Source organism: Cognatundibacterium jejuense (assembly GCF_014284255.1).
GTDB lineage: Bacteria > Pseudomonadota > Gammaproteobacteria > Burkholderiales > Burkholderiaceae_D > Undibacterium > Undibacterium jejuense.
Window position 1 is genome coordinate 80,229 of record NZ_JACOFV010000009.1, and the last position, 23,965, is coordinate 104,193.

The 23,965-nt window shown below is 47.6% G+C and carries 21 protein-coding genes; 16 read left to right on the forward strand and 5 right to left on the reverse strand.

Translation table 11 applies throughout. From position 1 onward, the window contains the following. The first annotated feature begins 98 nt into the window (after positions 1-98). Positions 99-1,676, forward strand: coding sequence for a DUF4139 domain-containing protein (locus tag H8K32_RS10850; RefSeq protein ID WP_186912520.1), 1,578 nt, complete (start codon positions 99-101; stop codon positions 1,674-1,676). 170 nt (positions 1,677-1,846) lie between these two features. Here H8K32_RS10850 and H8K32_RS10855 read toward each other — a convergent pair whose 3' ends face one another. Beyond that, complete coding sequence (locus tag H8K32_RS10855; RefSeq protein WP_186912521.1) at positions 1,847-2,953, reverse strand: HD domain-containing phosphohydrolase; 1,107 nt, start codon at positions 2,951-2,953, stop codon at positions 1,847-1,849. A gap of 472 nt (positions 2,954-3,425) precedes the next feature. Between H8K32_RS10855 and H8K32_RS10860 the strand changes: the two genes are divergently transcribed. Both H8K32_RS10860 and H8K32_RS10865 read left to right on the forward strand, forming a co-directional pair. Beyond that, entirely contained in the window at positions 3,426-3,875 is a 450-nt protein-coding gene (locus H8K32_RS10860) for a MerR family transcriptional regulator (RefSeq protein ID WP_186912522.1), read from the forward strand. Further along, entirely contained in the window at positions 3,838-4,869 is a 1,032-nt protein-coding gene (locus tag H8K32_RS10865; protein ID WP_186912523.1) for an aldo/keto reductase, read from the forward strand. Before H8K32_RS10860 ends, H8K32_RS10865 begins: the two co-directional genes overlap by 38 nt. A gap of 233 nt (positions 4,870-5,102) precedes the next feature. Here the strand turns inward: H8K32_RS10865 and pdxR are convergent, their stop codons facing one another. After that, entirely contained in the window at positions 5,103-6,560 is a 1,458-nt protein-coding gene (gene pdxR, locus H8K32_RS10870) for a MocR-like pyridoxine biosynthesis transcription factor PdxR (RefSeq protein ID WP_186912524.1), read from the reverse strand. 109 nt (positions 6,561-6,669) lie between these two features. On the opposite strand from pdxR, the gene H8K32_RS10875 reads away from it, so the two are divergent. The 3 genes from H8K32_RS10875 (at position 6,670) to H8K32_RS10885 (ending at position 9,057) form a co-directional block, all read left to right on the forward strand. After that, positions 6,670-7,329, forward strand: a complete 660-nt coding sequence (locus H8K32_RS10875; protein WP_186912525.1) for a pyridoxamine 5'-phosphate oxidase family protein — start codon at positions 6,670-6,672, stop codon at positions 7,327-7,329. A 331-nt stretch (positions 7,330-7,660) separates the two neighbouring features. Beyond that, on the forward strand, positions 7,661-8,677 hold the full coding sequence (locus tag H8K32_RS10880) for a DUF1176 domain-containing protein (protein WP_186912526.1): 1,017 nt from the start codon (positions 7,661-7,663) through the stop codon (positions 8,675-8,677). A gap of 167 nt (positions 8,678-8,844) precedes the next feature. Then, on the forward strand, positions 8,845-9,057 hold the full coding sequence (locus tag H8K32_RS10885; RefSeq protein ID WP_186912527.1) for a hypothetical protein: 213 nt from the start codon (positions 8,845-8,847) through the stop codon (positions 9,055-9,057). A gap of 100 nt (positions 9,058-9,157) precedes the next feature. Here H8K32_RS10885 and lpdA read toward each other — a convergent pair whose 3' ends face one another. From lpdA to aceE, 3 genes are all read right to left on the reverse strand, one after another. After that, positions 9,158-11,284, reverse strand: coding sequence for a dihydrolipoyl dehydrogenase (gene lpdA / locus H8K32_RS10890; RefSeq protein ID WP_186912528.1), 2,127 nt, complete (start codon positions 11,282-11,284; stop codon positions 9,158-9,160). A gap of 14 nt (positions 11,285-11,298) precedes the next feature. Next, complete coding sequence (gene aceF / locus H8K32_RS10895; RefSeq protein ID WP_186912529.1) at positions 11,299-12,621, reverse strand: dihydrolipoyllysine-residue acetyltransferase; 1,323 nt, start codon at positions 12,619-12,621, stop codon at positions 11,299-11,301. A gap of 99 nt (positions 12,622-12,720) precedes the next feature. After that, a complete protein-coding gene (aceE, locus tag H8K32_RS10900) occupies positions 12,721-15,417 on the reverse strand; it encodes a pyruvate dehydrogenase (acetyl-transferring), homodimeric type (protein ID WP_186912530.1) in 2,697 nt (898 codons plus the stop codon). Positions 15,418-16,235: 818 nt separating this feature from the next. Here aceE and H8K32_RS10910 point away from each other — a divergent pair. The 10 genes from H8K32_RS10910 to H8K32_RS10955 all read left to right on the forward strand — a co-directional run bounded on the left by H8K32_RS10910 (position 16,236) and on the right by H8K32_RS10955 (position 23,843). Beyond that, positions 16,236-17,087 carry a pPIWI-associating nuclease domain-containing protein gene (locus tag H8K32_RS10910; RefSeq protein WP_186912532.1) on the forward strand — a complete coding sequence of 284 codons (852 nt, stop codon included), beginning with the start codon at positions 16,236-16,238 and terminating at the stop codon, positions 17,085-17,087. Between the two features lie 130 nt (positions 17,088-17,217). Further along, positions 17,218-17,544 carry an ArsR/SmtB family transcription factor gene (locus H8K32_RS10915; RefSeq protein WP_186912533.1) on the forward strand — a complete coding sequence of 109 codons (327 nt, stop codon included), beginning with the start codon at positions 17,218-17,220 and terminating at the stop codon, positions 17,542-17,544. A 36-nt stretch (positions 17,545-17,580) separates the two neighbouring features. Then, on the forward strand, positions 17,581-18,051 hold the full coding sequence (locus H8K32_RS10920) for an ArsI/CadI family heavy metal resistance metalloenzyme (protein ID WP_186912534.1): 471 nt from the start codon (positions 17,581-17,583) through the stop codon (positions 18,049-18,051). Between the two features lie 10 nt (positions 18,052-18,061). Beyond that, positions 18,062-18,550, forward strand: coding sequence for an arsenate reductase ArsC (locus H8K32_RS10925; protein ID WP_186912535.1), 489 nt, complete (start codon positions 18,062-18,064; stop codon positions 18,548-18,550). A 2-nt stretch (positions 18,551-18,552) separates the two neighbouring features. Then, positions 18,553-19,212, forward strand: coding sequence for an aquaporin (locus H8K32_RS10930; RefSeq protein WP_246447282.1), 660 nt, complete (start codon positions 18,553-18,555; stop codon positions 19,210-19,212). 270 nt (positions 19,213-19,482) lie between these two features. Next, on the forward strand, positions 19,483-20,328 hold the full coding sequence (gene folD, locus H8K32_RS10935; protein WP_186912536.1) for a bifunctional methylenetetrahydrofolate dehydrogenase/methenyltetrahydrofolate cyclohydrolase FolD: 846 nt from the start codon (positions 19,483-19,485) through the stop codon (positions 20,326-20,328). A gap of 1 nt (position 20,329) precedes the next feature. Further along, the gene (locus tag H8K32_RS10940) at positions 20,330-22,393 is read left to right on the forward strand and encodes a M3 family metallopeptidase (RefSeq protein WP_186912537.1); all 2,064 of its coding nucleotides are present in this window, start codon (positions 20,330-20,332) and stop codon (positions 22,391-22,393) included. Between the two features lie 14 nt (positions 22,394-22,407). Next, the gene (locus tag H8K32_RS10945) at positions 22,408-23,022 is read left to right on the forward strand and encodes a glutaredoxin family protein (protein WP_186912538.1); all 615 of its coding nucleotides are present in this window, start codon (positions 22,408-22,410) and stop codon (positions 23,020-23,022) included. Beyond that, positions 23,000-23,443 carry a DNA polymerase III subunit chi gene (locus H8K32_RS10950; protein ID WP_246447284.1) on the forward strand — a complete coding sequence of 148 codons (444 nt, stop codon included), beginning with the start codon at positions 23,000-23,002 and terminating at the stop codon, positions 23,441-23,443. The genes H8K32_RS10945 and H8K32_RS10950 overlap by 23 nt, the downstream gene beginning before the upstream one ends. 1 nt (position 23,444) lies before the next feature. After that, a complete protein-coding gene (locus H8K32_RS10955; RefSeq protein ID WP_186912539.1) occupies positions 23,445-23,843 on the forward strand; it encodes a hypothetical protein in 399 nt (132 codons plus the stop codon). Positions 23,844-23,965: the final 122 nt, after the last annotated feature.

The following is a 23,965-nucleotide window of genomic DNA, read 5'->3' on the forward strand; positions in this document are numbered from 1 at the left end:
CCTGGAAGATATTTTGTTTTATTGCAAACTCTGCGATACTGGCAAAGCTACCGCGCTCCAATCTTACGACCTCATACGATCTGTTTTTAGGAAAAACCATGCGAAAGTCTTTGCTTACCCTCAGTGCAGTGCTGCCACAGTTGTGTCTGGGGCAATCGGCTACGCCGTCTAACATCAGTAATGTTTTAGTGTACCCAGGTGGTGCAACCGTCGAGCGTGTCGCCAAAGTAAATGCAGGAATGAAAGAGCTGGTACTGAATTGCTTGTCCGCCCGCTTTGACACCGATTCATTATCCGTTCACGCAGACAATGGTATCCAGGTTGGCGACATCAGTGTCGAGACCCTTGATCGTGGACGGGCACCAGAATGTGCCAATACCGCCTTGGACAAACGGATTCATGATCTGGAAGAACAACGTGCGGCGATTGCTAGCGAAGCGGGTGCACAAGATTTTGTCTTAGGCTATTTGAAAAATGTTGGCACAGAGCGACAAGCCAGTACCAGCCCGATGAATACGACCATAGAACTGTTACGAAAAAATGGTCAGGATACGTTGCAGCGCCAGCATCAGGCGCAACGTCGCATTGAAGAAATTGACAAATTACTGACCCCGTTACGCGCAGAATTAAACACCCAGGTTCAAGCCAATCCACAAATCAGAAAAGTCACCATCCGCGTGGCGGCGCAACAAGAAGCTGAGCTACATGTGTCATATCGGATGACGCAAGCTGGTTGGACCCCCGTTTATCGTGCTTACCTGAACAGCAGCAAGGGGCAAGTCAAACTTGAGCGGCATGCGCAAGTCGCACAGAGCAGCGGTGAAGACTGGAATGATGTGAATTTGAAGCTATCCACAGTGCAACCGAATCAAGCAAACAAAATCTACCCGCCATCACCATGGGTGCTTGATATTGCAGCGCCACCACCAGCTTTTATCCCACCACCTGAAGTTGCCTATAGAAGTCAGCCACAAGCTAAATTTACCACCGCAATTTCTAACGTTCGCCCGGAAGCTTCAAGCCCTGCAGTTAGTTTTGATGTCAGCGTTTTCCAAGGTGAATACGCTGCTGAATTTGGAGTGCCAGGAAAAGTCAGCCTGACAGGAAATGGCAAAAAAATAGGCTATGCCTTAGGTTCCCAATTGATTGATGCGGACCTGCGCGTACGTATCCAGCCGCAACAAGAAGCGCAAGCCTATTTGTTAGCTGAGGCCACGCGACCCGCAGGTTCATGGCCTGCTGGCAATCTGCAATTGTTCAGAGACGGTGATTTCATCGGCCAAAATCAATTACGTTTCGGCAGCGAAGAAAAAGTTGAACTATTCTTTGGTCGAGACAATATGGTGCAGGTCGAAGTTGAACCTGAGCAAAAAGAAGCAAGTACAAAAGGCTTTATCGGCAGCCGCATTGAGAAAAAAATCGCTCACAATTACCACATAACGAACCAACATAAAACTGCAGTAAAACTGGAGGTAGTCGAACCAACACCGAAGCCAGAAAATGAAGATATCAAGGTCAGCAGCCAGTTTAGCCCCGCTCCGATACAACAAAGCTGGCACAAACAACCGGGAATTATTTCCTGGGAAATGAAACTCAACCCTGGTCAGCAAATCAAGCTTGGCGCAGACTACACCATCAGTTACCCTAAAGATGCGAATGTGACTGGTTTGCGTTAATCACCTTAAGCTTTCCCCCGCTTTCCCCCAAAAAAATGGAACATGTTTGAGGCATGTTCCATTTTTTGCTTAACAAGTGCTAGAAAAATTATCCAACTACCGAATGACGATGAAGGTACCTCACGCTAAGTAAAAAAGCACTAGCGATGCCAAAGCGATTTTGACTAGTCCTACTGTTTCATCATTAAATTTCGTACTACATCATTAAAAGTCGTTACCATCTGGGGATCAAATTGCACGTGGATATTGGCGTTAATTTCTGAAATCGCCTGCATCAAGCTTTTTTTATAGCCACGATCTGAGCGTTCAGTAGTAATGGAACAAAACGTGTCAACGATCGCCAACATACGTGCTCCGGGATGAATATCATTTCCTACAGTGCCATTGGGATAACCGGAACCATCAAAAAACTCATGATGATCAAGTACCATCCGTGCAGCATCGTCCCAACCGCCAAAGCGCAGCAAAAGCTGACTGCCTAATTGCACATGCTCTTGTAAAATCTTTTGTTCTTCCTTAGATAAATTTCCTTCTTTGTTGAAAATAACCTGCGGTATCAGACTCATGCCTACATCATGCATCCATGCAGCGGCTTCTAATTGTTTTTTATCCGCCGGGAAGCCCATTGCTTCATTCAAAGAATTCACCAATTCCAACGTTTGTTCACTGCGATTTTTTCTAAAAATACTGAGTTTATCGAGATGAGCCGCCAAAGAGCGCATTAAGGTCAGATCCTCTGGGAGCGTCAATTCAATTTTCAAATTTTTTAGTGTGGCACTCTTATCAAAAACACGGCCGCCAAGACTAGCTATTGCATCTTTAAATACGCCGGCACTCAGTCCATTGGCTGTATTTTTTTGTAGCGTCTCGCAAACATCATAAAGTCTTTTTCGCTTGACTTCATCTGCTTCGCCGTTGGCGATTAATTCAGATAACAACTCTTCGATTTCATCGGTTGCCAGCAGTAAAAACTCACCAAGTTCCGGAATATATTGCTCAGGGTGCGCACGCGCACGAGAGAAAACTTCTTCTATCCGGTGCAATAAAGCATTCAACGGCCCCAAACCGACCATCTGGCAATTCCCCTTCAAGGAATGCATAGAGCGAAACATGCGATGAATATACTCTGGCCCGCCTTGCTTATTGAGTGCTTTGACACAAATTTCGACCTCGGCACAGCATTCACGTGTGCAATCGACGAAGTCATCGATAATGGTGCGTTCCATCGCCAAAAATTCTGGGCAACTAAATTTTTCTGAGAAATTGGGTGTATTCATTCTGACGCTCCCGTTAAATTGCACAGCAGAGTTGCAAAAATCAAGACGGTGAAACTGACAGCAATGGCAAACTATGAACGACGACCACTGGAGGCTGCTAACCTATTATGCAGGGCTCCGTGATTTAAAACCTGAGCTCAACTTTTTTACGATAAGATTTACATCAAATTGCCCTTGCGGCTATACCACTCGTCGCCTGACTGTGATATTTCCTTACTGGACAAATATCCTGCAACAAAATGTTAATAGCCGATTTTTATTAAAAGATTGACTCCAATTTAGCATCACTTAAGGCTCACTGGTAGAAAACAGTCTCATTCTTACCAATTTTTGATGTTACACCAAAGAAACTAACATAATTTAATACCATTTCAATCGGTTTTGACTCAATTTCATTTTCTTGGAAAATATTCAAAAAATGAACAATAATGGTCTTGACTTAGAGTGCACTCCAACTTCTAGACTGCGAACCATGACCACATCAATGACGATACAACAAGCATCCGCCGCTACTGGTTTAAGTGTCCATACGCTTCGCTATTACGAGCGTGTAGGCTTACTTGATCCGGTGACACGGCGCGACAATACGCATCGACTGTTTCGTGAAGACGATATCCGCTGGATAGAGTTTTTGCTCAAGCTTCGGCGTACCGGCTTACCGGTACGCGATATGTTGCGTTACGCAGAACTGCGTCGTCAGGGCAATACGCCCGCTAGTGTGGCTGCACGCAAAGCCTTGCTGGAACAGCATACGCGCAGCGTGGAAGAAACCATCGCGGAATTGCAAGGCAATCTCGACGTACTGCACAAAAAAATCGTGATGTACGAAGAATTGCAAGCTTCCACCGGTACTCATCTGACTTCATCGAAAGAGGAAATTCAACATGCAAGCAGTCAACAACACGCAAACGCACACACCTGAAACAGGAAGCACTCGACGCCTGGGCGCTAACGGCCCAGTCGTTTCTACACTGGGTCTTGGCTGTATGGGAATGAGTGATTTCTACGCCAACCGCGATGATGCTGAATCCATCGCCACCATCCATCGCGCCATCGAATTGGGAATCACCCTATTCGATACAGCGGATATGTATGGCCCATACACCAACGAAGAATTATTGGGCAAAGCCATCAAAGGCAAACGCGATCAGGTCTTTATCGCGACCAAATTTGGCATCGTTCGCGATCTGAGCAATCCTTCTGCACGCGGCATCAATGGCAGCCCGGATTACATCAAGCAATCCGTCGAAGGTAGCCTCAAGCGTCTTGGCGTTGATCATATCGATTTGTACTATCAACACCGTATCGATCCGAATACTCCGATTGAAGAAAGCGTTGGAGCAATGGCAGATTTGGTCAAGGCAGGTAAAATTCGCTATATCGGCTTGTCTGAACCTGCGGCTGCCACTATAGAACGCGCCCATCAAGTCCACCCTATCACGGCCATTCAAAGCGAATACTCGCTATGGACCCGCGATCCGGAACAAGATGTGCTGGCAACCTGCCGCCGTCTGGGTATCGGTTTTGTACCTTATAGTCCACTGGGTCGTGGTTTCTTAACTGGTGCTTTGACCAGCCCTGAGCAATTTGCCGAAGACGACTATCGCCGCTTCAGCCCACGTTTTCAGGGAGAGAATTTCAATAAGAACTTACAACTGGTGTACAAAGTAGAACAACTTGCGAAAGACTACGGTTGCAGTGCATCACAACTGGCTTTGGCATGGGTACTGGCACAGGACCCGCATATCGTCCCTATCCCGGGCACCAAACGCCGTCGCTACCTCGAAGAAAACTGGGGCGCACTCAATCTGAAATTATCCGCCAAAGATTTACAAGCGCTGAACGACATCTTCCCGCCTGACGCTGTGGCAGGTGCACGTTATCCGGAAGCGAGTATGAAAGTGTTGAACGGTTAAGTATCACGGCATTGAAACAAGCAAGCAAAAAAAGGCGGCGTTGTTCGCCTTTTTTTACGCCAGCTCAGACTTCAATCAAGAACGATTTTCAATCCCTGCAGGGAGGGTGTAAGCCGCGTAGTCATTACATCCGGGTGGATTTGGCGGATTGCACTTACCCTAAAAATTTATCCATGAAAGTGCTCAATGTCGTGACAATCATTTCCGCCAAAACGAAACAAGGCGAAAAAAAATCAAAAGCTTTTTGCGTCTTTTATGATTTTGCTCAATTTCCTGACGGCCTCGTCTATTTGCTGAATGGGTACTTGTGCATAGCCTAACACCAGGCCGTTCCTGATCGCTTTGACTTCCCCAATAACATGGGCGCTCAGAGCATGCGCCACAATACCTTGCTCCAGTGCGTTTGCGCTGACTTTCATGTCCGATATCGATTCGTCCAAAGCCAAAACAAGATGCATGCCAGAAGATGTGCCATATACCTTGCCGAAAGCGCGAGTATGACGCTCCAGCGCCGCATTCATGCCATCGCGTCTTTGCCGGTAAAGGCGTCGCATGCGGCGTAAGTGCCTAGCAAACTGCCCGCTGCTTAAAAAATCTGCCAACGCCAATTGATCGGCAGTTCGACCACGTGACACTGATTGAGACACTAAATCATTGATCGCGGCTACAAATCCTTGAGGAACAATCATGAACCCGATCCGCAACGCCGGGAACATTGTTTTACTAAACGTGCCAAGGTAAATCACCGGCGCATTCGGCATGAGCCCCTGCATCGCCGGCAGTGGAGGACCGTCGTGCCGGAACTCACTGTCGTAATCATCCTCAATGAGCAATGCACCCGCTGTTCTCGCTTGTTCTATGAGTGCGATACGACGTTCAAGTGTTAATACGCCACCCAACGGAAATTGATGCGATGGTGTAACGTAAATGAGCTTGGGCGACGATTTATGCCAATCGTCTTCTGATGGTGCGATACCATCCAAATCAACTGCAATCGGGTGTATCCGTAATTCGGCTGCATGAAATGCATTTAAAGCCCCCCGGTAACCCGGACTTTCCATCCAGACTACATCACCCTTGTCAGCAAACGCATGCGCACATAAGTCGAGGCTGCTTTGAGTGCCGTCGGTAATAAATACCTGCGATGGCTCGCAAATAACACCACGCGAAGCGCGCAAATGATCTGCAATTGCTGCCCGCAAAAGTGGCTCTCCAGCGGCATCGCCGTAATTTAATTGTGTTGCTGTTGTTGAACTCCAGGCTCGTTCAAGGAGTCGCCGCCACAGATGGATTGGAAAATCAACTAGCGACGGTATTCCGGGAGTAAATGCTGCAGTCAGTGAAGTTTCAGGCTGTCTTGATGGCAGAACCTGCGCTCGTTGCGATAAACCCGGATGCAAAAGCTGCGACACATGTTCATCTCGTACTTTAGCAAGCTTGATGTCAGCAACGAAAGTGCCACGGCGGTCGGAACGTACATACCCCTCGGTCGCTAACTGCTCATATGCATACAACACTGTATTACGTGCGATTCCCAGGTCTGATGCCAGTTGTCTGGTCGCGAGCATGCGAGTGCCGCTGTTGAGTTTGCCAGTCTTTATCGCTGACCTCAGGCACTCATGCAATAAACGTTGTTGCGACCAACCGCAGTGATTTTTTGAGAAATCCGTAAAAAGTAATGCGTAGTCCATTTGATGACAACCCTATTGTGGCTCTAAAAATTTCAATATATATGGGTCTATTTATGGAGCCATATATGCATTATATTCCGCATCTTTATCTCCCCCACAAAAATTAATAATGACTACTCAAGCTCAAATGCCCTCCACTGATCGCACCAGAGTCCGTCGCGTTGCGGAACTGGCCAATTATGAACGTGACACGGCATACGCCATCATTGACTCGGCCTACCTGTGTCATATTGCATTCGTCGACGAAAAAGGAACGCACTGCATTCCCATGGCCTGCTGGCGCGAAGATAACCATCTTTATATACATGGTTCTAACGGTGGACGATTAGTGAAGTTACTCTCCGGTGGCACGCAGGTCTGTGTCACTATTACCCACCTTGACGGACTGGTTCTCGCGCGCTCCGCATTCAATCATTCCATGAATTACCGGTCTGTCGCGATTTACGGCAGCTTCGAAAGAGTGTCGAATGAAGCAGACAAACGTACAGCCTTAGATGTTTTTATGAACAAATTGGCTTCGGGACGGGGTAACGAGGTTCGCCCGGGGAATGACAAAGAATTTGCGGCCACCAGCGTGTTGCGCATTGCGCTTGATGAAGTGGCTGCAAAAGTTCGCACCGGCGGCCCTGTAGACGATGCGGAAGATGTCAGTATTCCGGTATGGGCGGGAGTTTTACCGCTGACGCAGTTGCAAACAACACCAGTGGCCGACGATGGAATCACTGTTGAAACACCAACCTATGTGCGCAATTGGGATTGTTCAAAATAATCGCTATGTTAACTTTTTCTCTTCTTTTTTAGCACAAGAATGAAACGAATGAAGGCGGCATTGTCCGTCTTTGTTTTGCCACTTGTATCTGAAAATTTCAAACAAAAGAAAACACGCTTGAAAGTAATTTGATCGCAGTTGTTGAAGCTTCTATGCGTATCATGGTTAAATCAATTCTTTTTTTCAATAACCACCCCCGGCTCGTTGCCGATGTTTCGCGGAAATTTTTATTTAGAAATTATTCAGCCTAAACCTATCAAAGCCACTTCAAAATCATATGAATCAACTTCGCATAGCTTTACCACTACTTTCCTGCATCACGTGCATCATCATGAGTACGGCCTCGCTCGCAGCAGAACCACAAGGTGTAAGTTTTTCACATAACGATTGGGAACTTGCCTGTGACAACACGCGTACCTGCAGAGCTGCTGGATATAATGCAGATGGCGACGACATGGCGGTTTCCGTGCTACTCACGCGTCAGGCTGGTCCGAGTCAAGCAGTCATCGCCACGCTAAAAATAGGCGAATACGGCGACAACGAAGCACTACAAAAACTTCCGTCCAAATTCAAAGTATCGATGCGCGTCAACCAGCAAGTGCTGGGAACCCTGAACATTGATAAAAGTAATCTGGAAACCAGATTAAATCAGCAACAGACAGACGCGCTGATCACTGCTTTGCATCAAGATAGTGAGATTGTCTGGAGCACCGGCAAGACAAGCTGGAAATTGTCAGACAAAGGTGCGGCGGCAGTGCTGCTGAAAATGGACGAATTTCAAAAACGAATAGGCACCACTGGCGCGCTCTACAAAAAAGGCACATTAACCGAGGATAAAGTCGCACCAGCAATTGCTACGCCAATTGTACTTGCCGCCCCCGTACTTGCAAATAAGCCTGATGATACGAAACTATTAAAAATCAAAGCCCTGCAGGCAGCGCTTCTGGCAAGCATCAAAGAAGATGACTGTAGTGATATCACTGAAAAACGCTTCAAAGAAGATAGTTTATCGATAAACAGACTAAGTTCACATAGCGTGCTCATTTCTACCACCTGCTGGATGGCAGCATATAACCAAGGTGTTGCCTATTGGGTAGTGGACGATAAAGCGCCCTACTCTGCTGAATTGCTTACAACCGACGCCAGCGATTATGCGGACGGCAAAATCAGCTTCGCGCAAAAAGGACGCGGCCTCGGAGATTGCTGGAGCTCCGGCACCTGGACCTGGGATGGCAAAAAATTTGTGCCAACATCCGCATCTACCTCTGGCATGTGCAAATTGGTCGCTCCTGGCGGTGCCTGGGATTTACCGACCTTGGTTACGGAGGTGCGCAAAGCAGGACATTGATACGCTGATTTAGTGAGTTACACCCGCACTACTATAATTATTGACTCTAAGCATTTTTATTATCATAATCAAAAGATAATGTGATCGTAATGAATGACTTCATTAATTGGGAACATTGGATAAATAAATCTGCCCGGCGCTAACTAACTTAATTTGGAAAACTTATCATGAATTCATTGTCAGATCTATCGCCTGTCCTGATTCCTATTATTGCTTTGATGATCCCTATCGTTTCGGTGATTGCGATCGTTGTCTTAAAAATTGTGCGAATGCAACTGCTGCATGAAACAATACGTCAAATCAGTGCGTCTGGTCAGACTGTGCCATCTGAATTATTGAATGAGATTGTTAATACAAAAGCGTCTTTAAACAATCGTTGAGTTTTTTAAAAACACCTCGGATTAACAGTGTTCAAATAAAAAAACCGCGACCTTTATCGCGGTTTTTTGTTGCTGAACGCTTAGCTTAGCTTAGCTTAGCTTACTTCTTACGCTGCGGCGGCAAATCCGTGCAGACGCCTTTGTAGACTTCCGCTGCCATACCGATGGATTCACCCAAGGTTGGATGCGGGTGGATCGTTTTACCGATGTCCACGGCATCAGCGCCCATCTCGATTGCCAGAGCAATTTCACCGATCATGTCACCGGCGTGGGTACCGACGATACCGCCACCGACGATGCGTTTGGTTTCCGCATCAAAAATCAACTTCGTGAAACCTTCATCACGGCCGTTCGCCACCGCACGTCCGGACGCCATCCATGGGAACAAGCCTTTTTCGACTTTTAAGCCCTTGGCTTTGGCTTCATCTTCGGTCACGCCTACCCATGCCACTTCTGGGTCAGTGTAAGCAACGGATGGGATGACAGATGCATCGAAGTAGGCTTTTTCGCCCGCTGCTGCTTCGGCCGCCACGTGCGCCTCATGCACGGCTTTGTGCGCCAGCATGGGTTGTCCGACCAAATCGCCGATCGCAAAAATATGCGGCACATTCGTACGCATTTGTTTGTCGACATTGATGAATCCACGGTCAGTCACGGCCACACCTGCTTTGTCAGCGGCGATTTTTTTACCGTTCGGGCTGCGGCCGACTGCCACCAACACCAGATCATACAATTGTGGTGCAGGTGCTGTTTCGCCTTCGACAGCAGCTGCAAAAGTGACTTTGATGCCTTCTGGGAGTGCTTCAACGCCAACCGTTTTAGTTTTCAACATGATGTTGTCAAAACGTTTTTCGTTGAACTTCTGCCAGACCTTGACCATATCACGGTCAGCGCCTTGCATCAGGCCATCCATCATTTCGACGACATCAATACGCGCACCGAGTGTGGAATAGACCGTCGCCATTTCCAGACCAATAATGCCGCCACCGATGACCAGCATGCGTTTTGGTACCTGACGTAATTCCAATGCGCCTGTACTGTCAACAATACGTGGATCAGCTGGAACAAACGGCAAGTTCACGACAGAAGAACCCGCTGCGATGATCGCCTGTTTGAATTGCACAACCTTCTTGGTGCCGTCGGCGGCGGTCACTTCGATATGATAAGGGCTGAGGAACTGACCAACACCTTGAACGATATTGACTTTACGTGCTTTTGCCATACCAGCTAAGCCCGTTGTCATTTTTTTGATGACGCTTTCTTTGTAACCGCGCAATTTGTCGATATCAATCGTTGGCTTCGCAAAGCTCACGCCCAGCGCTTCCATGTGCGATGTCTCATCAATGACCGCAGCAACGTGCAACAGTGCTTTCGATGGAATGCAACCAACGTTCAGGCAAACGCCACCGAGTGTCGAATATTTTTCTACCAGTACGGTATTCAATCCCAGATCAGCAGAGCGGAACGCGGCTGAATAGCCGCCAGGACCCGCACCCAAGACCATCATGTCGCATTCCATATCCACCTGACCAGTGTAGCCAGACGCCACTGGGGCTGGCACAACTGGCACAACTGGCGCGCTTGCCGCAGAAGCGGGAGCAGCGGTTGCAGGAGCGGTTGTGGCCGCAGGAGCAGACGATGCTACAACACCCGCTGCTTCTACCAACAACAGCAAAGAACCTTCAGCCACTTTATCACCGACTTTGACTTTCACTTCTTTGACCATACCTGCATGGCTGGATGGAATTTCCATACTAGCTTTGTCAGATTCAACGGTGATCAGTGATTGATCTACTTTGATGGTATCGCCAACTTTGACCATCAATTCAATGACTTCCACTTCTTTGAAATCGCCGATATCTGGTACTTTGACTTCTACGATGCCCACCACTACCGGAGTGGCAACTACCACAGCCGCAGGTGCTACCGCAGCGACTGCCGCTGGAGCTACCGCCGCTACTGGAGCAGGTGCAGGTGCAGCAGCGCCGCCCTCTGCTTCCACGATCAACAACAAGCTGCCTTCAGCGATTTTGTCACCAAGTTTGACACGCAGTTCTTTGATCACGCCGGCGTGGCTGGACGGGATTTCCATACTTGCTTTGTCGGATTCGACGGTCACCAAAGACTGATCAACTTTGATCGTATCGCCGACTTTGACCAACAATTCAATGACTTCAACTTCTTTAAAATCACCGATATCCGGGACTTTGACTTCAACTGTACTCATCGCATGCTCTCCAATCACAGCAGGGTTTTACGCAGATCAGCCAGAACATCAGCCAGATACGCAGTAAATTTCGCAGCCATCGCGCCATCGATCACGCGGTGATCGTAGGACAAGGACAGTGGCAACATCAGACGTGGTACGAATTGTTTGCCGTCCCAGACTGGTTTCATGCTGGATTTGGACAAGCCCAAAATCGCCACTTCAGGTGCATTAATAATTGGTGTAAATGCGGTACCACCAATGCCACCCAAAGAAGAAATTGTAAACGTCGCGCCTTGCATATCGGCTGGCTTGAGCTTGCCGTCACGCGCTTGCGCGGACAATTCCCCCATTTCAACAGCGATTTGCGACAAGGTTTTTTGATCAGCATTTTTGATGACAGGAACCACCAGACCATTTGGTGTATCTGCTGCAAAACCGATGTTGTAATACTGCTTCAAGATCAAGTTTTCACCAGTCGCGTCAAGTGAAGCATTGAAGGCTTTGAATTTCTTCAGAGCAGCAACGCTGGCTTTGATCACAAATGCCAACATGGTTAATTTAACGCCAGATTTGACCAGGGCTTCGTTAGACGATTTACGGAACTCTTCGAGGTCAGTAATATCGGCTTCATCGAATTGCGTCACATGCGGAATCATGACCCAATTGCGATGCAAATTCGGGCCGCTGAGTTTTTTGATGCGTGACAAAGGTAACAATTCGGTCGTACCGAATTTGCTGAAATCCAGCGATGGCCATGGCAACAGATCAAGACCAACACCGCTACCATTTTTAGCCACTGGCGCAGCCACAGCAGCAACTGCTGTGCTACCTGCCATGATGCCTTTGACAAAGCTTTGTACGTCTTCTTGGGTAATACGACCTTTTTGACCGGAACCTGCTACGCGAGTCAGATCGACACCTAATTCACGCGCAAATTTACGGATAGAAGGTGATGCATGTGCTTTACCTGCGCTGGCCGTTGCTACTGGTGCAGAAACGACTGCTGCTGGCGCCGCAACAGCGACTGGCGCTGCCGGTGCTGGTGCGGTTGGTGTAGGCGCTGCGGCAACTGGTGCCGCTGGCGCTGGTGCTGGTGCTGGTGCTGGTGCTGCAGCGCCGCTAGCTTCAACGATGACCAGCAAAGAACCTTCGGCAACTTTATCGCCAATTTTTACTTTAATCTCAGTCACCACACCTGCGTGACTGGACGGAATTTCCATACTGGCTTTGTCAGATTCGACGGTGATCAGTGATTGATCTACTTTGATGGTATCGCCGACTTTGACCATCAGCTCAATGACTTCCACTTCTTTGAAATCACCGATATCCGGTACTTTGACTTCAATTGCGCTCATAAATTAGCTCCGTTTACGTTTCTTTCGTAGGGCGCGCGTGGCGCACCGTTCAAGTATGCAATGATGTCTGGCTGTGCGTCACACAACCAGACATGTGCGTTACACAGTTACTGGATTTGGCTTATCAGCATTGATGCCGTATTTGCTGATCGCCTGTGCCACAACGGAAGCAGATAAAGCACCTTCATCAGCTAGAGTTTTCAATGCTGCAATGACCACGAAGTAACGATTCACTTCAAAGAATTCACGCAATTTTTCGCGGGAATCAGAACGACCAAAGCCATCTGTACCCAACACTTTGTAGCTACGATCTTTAGGAATGAACGCACGTACTTGTTCAGCAAAGGTACGCATGTAATCGGTCGATACCACGATAGGACCTTGGGTATCTTTCAGACATTCTGTGATGTATGGCAAACGTGCTGGCTCAGTTGGGTGCAACATGTTCCAACGTTCAGCATCCTGGCCATCACGTGCCAGCAAAGTGAAGGATGGTGCAGACCAGATGTCAGCCGCAATACCCCAATCGTTTTGCAGCAATTCAGCTGCGGCAATCACTTCACGCAGAATCGTGCCAGAGCCCATCAGTTGTACACGGTGCTTGGTCGTGTGTTCAGACTTCTGCAACAAGTACAGACCTTTGATGATGCCCTCTTCCTGACCTGCTTTGATACCTGGATGGCTGTAGTTCTCGTTCATCAAGGTGATGTAGTAGAACACGTCTTCCTGATCCGTCACCATGCGACGCAAACCATCATGAATGATGACCGCTACTTCATGTGCAAACGTTGGATCGTAAGGTACGCAGTTAGGGATAGTCGACGCCAAAACATGGCTGTGACCATCTTCATGCTGCAAGCCTTCGCCGTTCAATGTTGTACGACCAGCTGTGCCACCGAGCAAGAAACCACGTGCACGCATATCGCCCGCTGCCCACGCCAGATCGCCAATACGTTGCAGACCGAACATGGAGTAGTAAGTGTAGAACGGGATCATGACGCGGTTATTGGTTGAGTACGAAGTCGCCGCAGCGATCCAGGAACTCATACCACCAGCTTCGTTGATACCTTCTTGCAAAATCTGACCAGCTTTATCTTCGCGGTAGTACATCACCTGGTCTTTATCGACCGGCTCATACAACTGACCAACCTGGCTGAAAATACCGATCTGACGGAACAGACCTTCCATACCAAAGGTACGGGATTCATCAACCATGATAGGTACCACGCGTGGGCCAACGCTGCTATCACGCAACAAGGCTGTCAGGATACGTACATACGCTGCCGTGGTAGAGATTTCACGCCCCTCAGCAGTTGGTTCCAACATTGCCTGGAATGCAGACAACGCTGGCACCACCAAAGCTTCATCGGCTTTTTGACGACGTTGCGGCAAGTAACCACCCAATGCTTTACGACGTGCATGCAGGTATTGCATTTCTGGCGTATCGTCGGCTGGTTTGTAGAATGGAATGGATGGCAAATCAGCGTCAGCGATAGGCAACTGGAAGCGGTCGCGCATGGCTTTGATCGCTTCATCATCCAATTTCTTGGTGTTGTGGGCAGTGTTACGTGCTTCACCCGACTTACCGAAGCCAAAGCCTTTGATACTTTTCGCCAGAATGACAGTTGGCTGACCTTTGTTTTCTTGTGCGACTTTAAACGCAGCATAAATCTTGTGTGGGTCATGACCACCACGAGTCAGACGCCAGATGTCGTCATCCGACATTTTGGAAACCATTTCCAGCAATTTTGGATGCTTGCCAAAGAAGTGTGCACGAACATACGCACCATCTTTGGCTTTGTAGTTCTGATATTCACCGTCCACGGTTTCCATCATCACTTTTTGCAAAATACCGTCTTTGTCTTTTGCCAGCAATTCATCCCAGCCTGCGCCCCAGATGACTTTAACGACGTTCCAACCTGCGCCACGGAAATCAGATTCCAATTCCTGAATAATCTTACCGTTGCCGCGTACCGGGCCATCCAGACGTTGCAAGTTACAGTTAACCACAATCACCAGATTATCGAGCTGTTCGCGACCTGCCATTCCAATTGCGCCCATGGATTCTGGTTCGTCCATCTCACCATCACCGCAGAATGCCCAGACTTTACGCTTCTCAGTATCCGCAATGCCACGAGCATGCAAATACTTCAGGAAACGTGCCTGATAAATTGCCATCAATGGGCCCAAGCCCATAGACACCGTTGGGAATTGCCAGAAATCTGGCATTAATTTTGGATGCGGGTAAGAAGACAAACCTTTGCCATCGACTTCACGACGGAAATGCAGCAGTTGCTCTTCGGTCAGACGACCTTCGAGGAACGCACGTGCGTAGATACCTGGAGACGAGTGACCCTGGATGTACAGCAAATCGCCGCCATGCTCTTCTGTCGGCGCGTGCCAGAAATGGTTAAAACCAATGCCCAGCATATTTGCCAGTGACGCAAAGCTGGATAAGTGACCACCCAGATCGCCATCTAAACGATTGGCTTTAACCACCATCGCCATCGCATTCCAACGCATCATGGAACGTAATTTTTCTTCGATTTCCAGATTACCCGGGCAATGCTCGCCCTGGTCAGCAGGAATCGTGTTCACATAAGCGGTATTACTGGAAAACGGGATGTGCGCACCGCGACGACGCGCCAGATCCACCATGCGTTCCATCAGGTAATGAGCACGTTCTGGCCCTTCGTTTTCGATCACTGATTCGAGGGCGTCGAGCCACTCATTGGTTTCCATAACATCAGGATCATTGACGGCTTGCGCCAAAACTTGGTCTATCTGGGGTGACATAAAGAGGTCTCCTGTTGGTGCGCTGTTGAGGTAATTGCGCGTGGCACATCGACAAATATAGGCGTTACTTTTCTTAGTGTAAGCATTCTAACAGGGCTTTTTTAATTTTCCAAATAGCGATATGCAATTTCATAATGTGATATTTTGCTGCTTCGCAATATAAATGAAGTTATAAAATCACAAGCCTTATTAGTACGTGGTATTTGTCACTATTGCAATGCAACATTAGGCATTAAAATGCCATCATTTATTGAATAAATATTCAGGCTTTGATGCAACAAACAATTAAAAAAGGTCGCTCCCAAAAAGCAAATTTCAGATGGCAATAAACTGGAGATGACAAGTTTGCTATTTTTTATGGCTTAAATTACTGCTCTCGAACACGACTGACGGCAATGCAAGCGTAGGAGCCGTTTTGATTTCATGGTGATTGACACTTCGCAGCACATTGCCGCCTTTCGGCGTAACCAGTAATTGAGAAAATAAACGAATCACCTAACGCGCCCAGTAGACATAGGTCTCTTCGTTGCGTAAGCTATAATATTTATCTCGAATGCAACGTTTGAGTTGATCGAGCAATTTTGGTTTTAAAACCGCGTCTGAAGCCTGTACATTGGGAGTGACGTTTTTCATGGTTATTTAGTTCTGTTTTTTATACAGTACATTGTTCAAATAACCGTGTGACAAGCCTTTCCATGGATTTGATTGGTTGAATTAGGTGGCAACCATTTGAATTAGGTGGACGGCATCTGTCCGCCTAATTAAAGTTAGTCTTTTCTCAAACACGCACCTTGTGGCTATCCGTTAGGCACCAAAAAATGATCCAACAGGCGTCATCCCATCTCGCAAAAAAACTGGAAGTGGAGTTTCACAAGAAACTGCTCGCTGCGGCAATTGCGCAGCTGGACAACGCAGGTGACCCCCTTGCCGTCAACAGCTTTTGCTCGACCGTTCGAGAGCTGATTCGTCACGTGCTTTCTTTTCTGGCTAGCGATGAAGAAATCAAGAAGTGCCCATGGTTCCAACCCGACAGCACGTCGAGAACCGGCATAACTCGAAGTCACGCAGTACATTTCATTGTATGTGGTGGCCTAACGGAAGATTACGTAACAACGCAACTTGAAATCGAGTTGCCGGAAATCAAAAAAGAGCTTTCCAGCGCAATCAAAGTATTGAACAAATTCACGCACCTTAATGAGGCCACCTTCAACATACCAATAGCTGAATTTGAACCTCAAGCGATATCCGTTATAAATGCACTGACAGAAGTGCTGGATTTGGGCCAAGATTGCCGTGCTCAACTCACTCAGTCGCTGGCTCACCGTATTGAGAAAGGCGTTGTCTCTGCCGCTATTTCTGAGACGCTGCTTGCGATTAATGAAATTGCAACTCACCACTCGGTTGAATTTATCGACATTGAAGAGATAGAGGTTGTTTCAATTGGCAGCACTGAAATTGAGATCTCCGTGCATGGAAACATTGAAGTGGAGTTGCAGTGGGGCTCAAACAGTGACGTCAAGAATGACACGGGCGCGGTAGCGAATGACTCTTTCCCCTTTCGATGCATGATCACTTCGCACACTACCGAGCCAGAGGAAACCCATATCGAAACCGATCACCTGCAAATTGACACCAGTGATTGGTTTGGCGACCAAGATGATGAGTATTGATCGCATTGCACACGTGACGCTGGCCCAAACCGTAATCCGCCCACCAGAATACAAAGTCTATTGCGTTTGCATTTTCACATCACCGTAAAACAATAGTTTCAATATTCTCGAAATATAGTATAGTAAACCCATGAACGAAAATGACATCATCAAAGCACTGAGTGCATTAGCCCATCCGGTTCGCTTAAAAGTATTTCGCGCCTTAGTGGTTGCTGGAGAACCTGGTATGACGCCGGGCGTCTTGCAAGAAGGTTTAGAAATTCCAGCGACTACCCTCTCGTTTCATCTAAAAGAGCTCGCCAATGCAGGTTTGGTCAATATCGAGCGGTCAAGCCGCAATTTGGTGTATCGGGCAGCCTACGAGCAAATGAATGGCTTACTTGATTACCTGACAGAAAACTGTTGCAGCGGTAATGAATGCGAGATAACTCAAAAAGTTGAATCTTGTGGTTGTTAATTACGTAGTTGTTCATTGATCCTTGAAGGAGTCGTAATGAAACGTTTTCATATCCATACCCATGTTGAAGACTTGCAGAAAAATATCGTCTTCTATTCGGCCATGTTCGGTGCCGAGCCAACTCGTGTCGAAAGTGATTATGCTAAATGGATGCTAGATGATCCGCGCATCAATTTTGCAATATCCACCCGTGGTAGCAAACATGGAATTGATCACCTCGGCATTCAAACCGATACGGAAGAAGAATTGGCTGAACTGAAATCACAAGCGGAATCTGCCGACCTCAGCTTACATGATTCAGGAGAAACGACCTGCTGTTATGCGCGAAGTGACAAACACTGGCTCACAGATCCACAAGGTATTGCATGGGAACACTTTCATACTCTCGACAGCATTCCAGTTTTTAGTGAGCAGGAAAATGCCGCTGCAGTAACATCTGCGTGCTGCCCCGCGCCAAAACCACAAGGCAAGCCTCTCGCCATTCCAGTCAAATCTTCGTGCTGCTGAGGAATATTCTATGACCATCAATGTACTCATTTTATGCACCCACAATTCTGCTCGCAGCGTACTTGCTGAGGGGATGCTCAATCATCTTGCAAAACAATCAGGTAAAGATATCAAGGCTTATAGCGCAGGAAGTACGCCAAGTGGGCGCGTCAATCCGTACGCTCTTGACGCACTGGTACAAGCTGGGGTTGATACCAGCGCGATGTACAGTAAAAGTTGGGATGAATTCACTTTACCAGATGCACCGGTCATGGATATTGTCATTACCGTCTGTGACAGCGCCGCGTCGGAACAATGCCCTTACTGGCCGGGCAGCCCGGTCAAAGTTCATTGGGGCTATCCAGATCCATCCAACGCACCAGAAGCAGAAAAAAAGAAAGCTTTTGATTTGACCCGTCAGGCAATCGGATACCGTATGTTGCAACTGCTTGCACTACCTCTTGAAACCATGTCGCATGCAGAGCGCCAGAGCGCTTTATTACGTCTGCAAAAGAGTTGACTATGCCTCGCTCAATGCCTTACTCATTCATTCAAAAACTTACCGGAGAACTGTTAGGAACAGCATTGCTCCTTGCTGTCGTCATTGGTTCCGGTATGATGGGACAGCGCTTAGCGTCTGGTAACGATGCCATTGCATTGCTGGCAAACACAGCAGCGACCGTGGCGGGGCTCTATGTGTTGATTGAAGTGTTTGGTCCCATTAGTGGCGCACACTTTAATCCCGCGGTATCAACCATCATGACAATAAGAGGAACGCTGGCAAAGAAGCACTTGCTTCCCTATATCGTCGCGCAACTCACAGGTGCTCTGTTTGGTGCCTGGCTCGCGCATGTGATGTTTGATATCAGCGTTCTGCAAGTTTCAAGCAAAATTCGTACAGGTACAGGGCAATGGATTGCAGAGATCGTTGCTACTGCGGGATTGTTACTCGTGATCCTGCGGGCACCGTCTGAAAAAGTCGCCGCCATGGTCGCCGCCTATATTGGTTGTGCTTACTGGTTCACCGCTTCAACGTCATTTGCCAATCCTGCAGCGGCATTTGGGCGTATGTTTAGCGACACCTTTGCTGGTATTTCGCCTGCGAGCGTTCCAGCATTTGTCGCAGCACAATTCGCGGGTGCTGGTCTTGGATTGATTGTTAGCCGATACCTGGACGATTGAACCATATCGCAAACAACAATTCCTGCAATGCAAGCGTGATTTTTCATTTCCTGAGAATGAAGTCTGCAACCGTTGTTTTCATAAATATAGTAATTAATTAACATCTAAACGCTTGTTGACAGTCGCAATAGCATTTCTGGCGGCGACGTCGAACGTGGTCTACATAGGCTATGTTGGTAAAAACTTAGGCGCGATTGTCAACTTGCTTTCATTCGCAAGGGGCGCATCCTTTATAATCGCGGTTCCTTCTGTTTTTTACCCATCGCTATCATGACCGCTCAAATCATCAACGGAACCGAACTCTCCCAACAACTGCGCGCCGACGTGAGTCAACGTGCTGCAGCTTTAACCGCGCAAGGCAAACAACCTGGTTTGGCAGTGATACTGGTTGGCGAAAATCCTGCATCACAGGTGTATGTACGCAACAAAGTAAAAGCTTGCCAGGATTGCGGGTTTTACTCGGTTTTAGAGAAATATGAAGCAGAATTAAGCGAAGAAGCCTTGCTTGCACATATTGACCGCCTGAACAACGACCCTAAAATCAATGGTATTTTGGTACAACTGCCGCTGCCAGCGCATATCAACGCCAACAAAGTCATTGAAGCGATTGCCGCGGAGAAAGATGTTGATGGCTTCCATATCAGCAATGCTGGTTTGCTGATGACCGGTCAACCTTTGTTCCGTCCATGCACCCCATATGGCGTCATGAAAATGTTGGAATCCATTAATTATCCGGTTCGCGGGGCAAATGCGGTGGTCGTTGGTGCGTCAAATATTGTCGGCAAACCACAAGCGATGTTGCTCTTGCAAGCTGGTGCTACCGTCACCATCTGTAATTCCAAGACCCGCGATCTGGGTGCGCACACCCGCAATGCAGACATCCTGGTCGTTGCAACCGGCAAGCGTAATATTGTGACGGCCGACATGATCAAACCTGGCGCGGTTGTCATCGACGTCGGCATGAATCGTGACGATGAAGGCAAACTGTGTGGTGACGTTGACTTTGCGCCAAGCAAGGAAGTCGCGGGATATATTACGCCAGTTCCTGGTGGCGTTGGTCCTATGACCATCACCATGTTACTGGTCAACACGATTGAAGCTGCTGAAAGAATTTAATATGACTATCGCCTCTCCATTGCTCGACTTTAGCGACCTGCCGCGTTTTTCTGAGATTCGCGCAGAGCAAGTGACACCTGCCATTACCAGCCTGTTGGAAGAAAACCGCGCTGTTGTTCAACAACTGTGCGAAGACCAATCTGCTGTCACTTGGGAAAACTTTGTCGAGCCTTTGGAGAATGCGACAGAAAAACTCGGCCGCGCATGGAGTATCATCGGTCATCTCAATGGTGTTGCTGATACACCTGAAATGCGCGCTGCATATAACGAAAATCAACCTGCCATCACCGAATTCTGGACTGAATTGGGGCAAAATCTGGTGCTATTCGAGAAGTACAAAGCCTTGCGTGCACAAGCTGGTTTCGACCATCTTCCGGTAGCCCGTAAGACGATTATTGAACATGCGATCCGTGATTTCCGTTTAGGTGGCGCTGAACTGCCAGCAGACCAGCAACGTCGCTACGCAGAGATTCAGGAAAAACACGCGATGTTGACCACGCGTTTTTCTGAAAATGTACTCGACGCGACAAATGATTACGGTTTGTTCATCGATGATATTGAAAAACTGAAAGGCCTGCCAGAAGATGTGATTCAGGCAGCCAAAGCAGCGGCTGAAAAAGACGATAAAAGTGGATATAAATTTACGCTGCACTTCCCTTCGTATTTCCCGCTGTTGCAGTACGCAGATAACCGCGAAATTCGTGCAACCATTTACCGAGCCAATGCGACCAAGGCGTCTGAGCTTGGTGCAAAGTCAGAGTGGGACAACACCGCAATCATGAAAGAGATTTTGCAATTGCGTCTGGAAGAATCGCAATTGTTGGGTTACCAAAATTTTGCCGAGGTGTCACTCGTCAGCAAAATGGCCGAGTCACCTTCACAAGTTGCCGGTTTTCTGGAAGATCTGTCCAACAAAGCGCGACCGTTTGCAGAAAAAGACTTGCAGGAATTGCGCGACTTCGCCGCCACTGAATTAGGCATAGAAAAACTGGAGGCGTGGGATGTTGCTTATGCATCTGAAAAACTGCGCGAACAACGCTACGCATTTTCTGAACAAGAAGTGAAGCAATACTTTCCTGAGCATCAGGTCGTCAATGGCTTATTCCGCGTTATCCAAACCTTGTTTGCAGTGGAAATCAAATCCGATCAGGCGGGCACCTGGCATCCCGATGTGAAATTCTATCGGATCGAAAAAGACGGTCAGTTAGTTGGCCAATTCTACCTCGATTTGTATGCACGTAACGGCAAGCGAGGTGGTGCGTGGATGGATGATGCACGTGGTCGCCGTCTGACAAAAAATGGCGTTCAAACGCCAGTCGCCTATCTGGTGTGCAACTTCACCGAACCAGCTATCGTAAATGGCGTTGCTAAACCAGCTTACTTCACACACGATGAAGTGATTACGTTGTTCCATGAATTTGGTCATGGCTTACATCACTTACTGACGAAAGTAGATGATTTATCGGTATCCGGCATCTCTGGAGTTGAATGGGATGCGGTGGAATTGCCATCACAATTTATGGAAAATTTCTGCTGGGAATGGGATGTCTTACAGCAAATGACGGCACATGCAGAAACCAGCGCAACATTGCCGCGTTCATTGTTCGATAAGATGATCGCAGCCAAGAATTTTCAGTCAGGTTTACAAACCTTACGTCAGGTTGAATTTGCCCTGTTTGACATGCGCCTGCATGGCGAATTCAACCCACAGGGTGAGCAAACCGTGCAACAAGTACTTGATCACGTAAGATCACAAGTGGCTGTATTTACCGCGCCAGAGTTCAATCGTATGCAGCATTCATTCAGCCATATTTTTGCTGGTGGCTATGCGGCAGGCTATTACAGCTACAAATGGGCAGAAGTATTGTCCGCTGATGCCTATGCAGCTTTTGAGGAACTAGGCAAGAATGAGGGTAGCAATTTATCGCGTACAGCTGGCGCACAATTCCAACGTGAAGTCCTGGAAGTCGGCGGCTCGCGCCCTGCCCTGGAATCGTTCAAAGCATTCCGTGGCAGAGAACCATCAATTGACGCATTGTTAAGACATAACGGTATGACGGTATGAAGGAGAAGAGACTTATGCAAGCCCCATTTAAACTCGCTACGCTGATAGTACCTCTGTGCTTACTAGCAGCTACTGCTCAGGCACAATTATACAAATCAGTTGGACCAGACGGCAAAGTAACTTATTCAGATACGCCGCCACCAGCCAATCAGAAATTAGTTGAAACCAAGACGATCGCAACCTCTCAAGATGTGACTAATTTCCCTTATGAATTGAAATTGGCAGCGTCCAAAAATCCGGTTACGATCTACACGGCGGCCAATTGCTCGCCCTGCAACGATGGCAAAAATTTACTCAAAAGTGCTGGTGTTCCATTCGCCGAAAAGACGGTGAAAACAAGTGCCGATGCTGATAAATTGAAACAAGTCAGTGGCGATGATCAATTACCGTTCTTAACCGTCGGCAGTAAAAAACTTCATGGCTACGATCAAGCGGAATGGAAATCTTCGATCACCGCTGCTGGTTATCCCGACAGCAATCGATTACCGGCTAATTACGTCTACCCGGCGCCAGAAAGTGCCGCGCCTAAGAATAAGCCAGACCCATCCGCAACAGCCCCGAAAAATCTGCCACCACCAGCGCCAGCCCCAATTAAGAGCCCCGAAAATGACAATGGCTTCCGCTTCTGAAAAAACGCGCATCGATTTTCATAGCAATGTCGCCGATAAGCTCAATTACACGTGCCGCCTGATACGCAAGGCACGTGCGGCTAACTGCAAGATAGTTGTATTTCATCCTGACAGGCAAGTATTGCAAAGCATTGATACGGCGTTATGGACATTAGAAGACACAGCATTTCTGCCGCATGTGATGGCAGATGACGTCTTAGCAAGTGTTACGCCTGTTATTCTGAGCAATGGAGAGCTTGAGCAAAGTCCGCACTTTGAATTATTGGTTAATTTAAGCACGTATTCCCCAGAGAATTTTGAGCTGTTTGCACGTATGATAGAAATCATTTCAAGCGACCACGAAGAGACTAAACTAGGGCGAGAACGCTATCGTCAATACCATCAACAAGCTTTTCCTCTGAGCCATAACGTGGCGAAATAAAATGAATACACAACTTGACGCCAGCATCCCGGTTTTGACCGAAGTCATTCCTCTGGAAGAAATTTCATCTGAAGACACCGGAGGATTCTCGGCACCGGCAGCCAGTGGCGCAACTGAAGTATCAGACAGTCTCGACGACCAAGTACGTGAACACGGTGCCATCAGCGAAGAGCAATGGCAATTACTGGAACAAACCTTGAGAGAAAATGTCCTTAAACAAGTATTAGCCAGAGTCGACTTCGTATTGGAACACCGCGTCAGAGATAGTCTCGCGGACGTGTTGCAAACCGCGGTATCCGGACTAGCGGAAGAAATCCGGACAGGTTTAAAAAATTCTCTCGAAGATGTCGTCACCCGCGCAGTGAATCAAGAAATTACCAAGGCAAAAATATTAAAATAAGCAAAAAAATCATATTTATTTTCATTTTTAAACATACCAAGCAGTTTTGTTTTTAAAAATAAAAATAAATTGCCGCGTTATGATTACCTGAATAACCATAAGCTTTCTACAATCTCATCTGA

Coding starts and splice junctions, on each gene's coding strand:
- H8K32_RS10855 (WP_186912521.1), bottom strand. CDS start 2,953: ATGAATACACCCAATTTCTCAGAAAAATTTAGTTGCCCAGAATTTTTG.
- H8K32_RS10850 (WP_186912520.1), top strand. CDS start 99: ATGCGAAAGTCTTTGCTTACCCTCAGTGCAGTGCTGCCACAGTTGTGT.
- H8K32_RS10920 (WP_186912534.1), top strand. CDS start 17,581: ATGAAACGTTTTCATATCCATACCCATGTTGAAGACTTGCAGAAAAAT.
- H8K32_RS10885 (WP_186912527.1), top strand. CDS start 8,845: ATGAATTCATTGTCAGATCTATCGCCTGTCCTGATTCCTATTATTGCT.
- aceE (WP_186912530.1), bottom strand. CDS start 15,417: ATGTCACCCCAGATAGACCAAGTTTTGGCGCAAGCCGTCAATGATCCT.
- H8K32_RS10950 (WP_246447284.1), top strand. CDS start 23,000: ATGACAATGGCTTCCGCTTCTGAAAAAACGCGCATCGATTTTCATAGC.
- H8K32_RS10925 (WP_186912535.1), top strand. CDS start 18,062: ATGACCATCAATGTACTCATTTTATGCACCCACAATTCTGCTCGCAGC.
- H8K32_RS10860 (WP_186912522.1), top strand. CDS start 3,426: ATGACCACATCAATGACGATACAACAAGCATCCGCCGCTACTGGTTTA.
- H8K32_RS10940 (WP_186912537.1), top strand. CDS start 20,330: ATGACTATCGCCTCTCCATTGCTCGACTTTAGCGACCTGCCGCGTTTT.
- aceF (WP_186912529.1), bottom strand. CDS start 12,621: ATGAGCGCAATTGAAGTCAAAGTACCGGATATCGGTGATTTCAAAGAA.
- H8K32_RS10915 (WP_186912533.1), top strand. CDS start 17,218: ATGAACGAAAATGACATCATCAAAGCACTGAGTGCATTAGCCCATCCG.
- H8K32_RS10875 (WP_186912525.1), top strand. CDS start 6,670: ATGACTACTCAAGCTCAAATGCCCTCCACTGATCGCACCAGAGTCCGT.
- pdxR (WP_186912524.1), bottom strand. CDS start 6,560: ATGGACTACGCATTACTTTTTACGGATTTCTCAAAAAATCACTGCGGT.
- H8K32_RS10880 (WP_186912526.1), top strand. CDS start 7,661: ATGAGTACGGCCTCGCTCGCAGCAGAACCACAAGGTGTAAGTTTTTCA.
- H8K32_RS10945 (WP_186912538.1), top strand. CDS start 22,408: ATGCAAGCCCCATTTAAACTCGCTACGCTGATAGTACCTCTGTGCTTA.
- H8K32_RS10955 (WP_186912539.1), top strand. CDS start 23,445: ATGAATACACAACTTGACGCCAGCATCCCGGTTTTGACCGAAGTCATT.
- H8K32_RS10910 (WP_186912532.1), top strand. CDS start 16,236: ATGATCCAACAGGCGTCATCCCATCTCGCAAAAAAACTGGAAGTGGAG.
- H8K32_RS10930 (WP_246447282.1), top strand. CDS start 18,553: ATGCCTCGCTCAATGCCTTACTCATTCATTCAAAAACTTACCGGAGAA.
- folD (WP_186912536.1), top strand. CDS start 19,483: ATGACCGCTCAAATCATCAACGGAACCGAACTCTCCCAACAACTGCGC.
- lpdA (WP_186912528.1), bottom strand. CDS start 11,284: ATGAGTACAGTTGAAGTCAAAGTCCCGGATATCGGTGATTTTAAAGAA.
- H8K32_RS10865 (WP_186912523.1), top strand. CDS start 3,838: ATGCAAGCAGTCAACAACACGCAAACGCACACACCTGAAACAGGAAGC.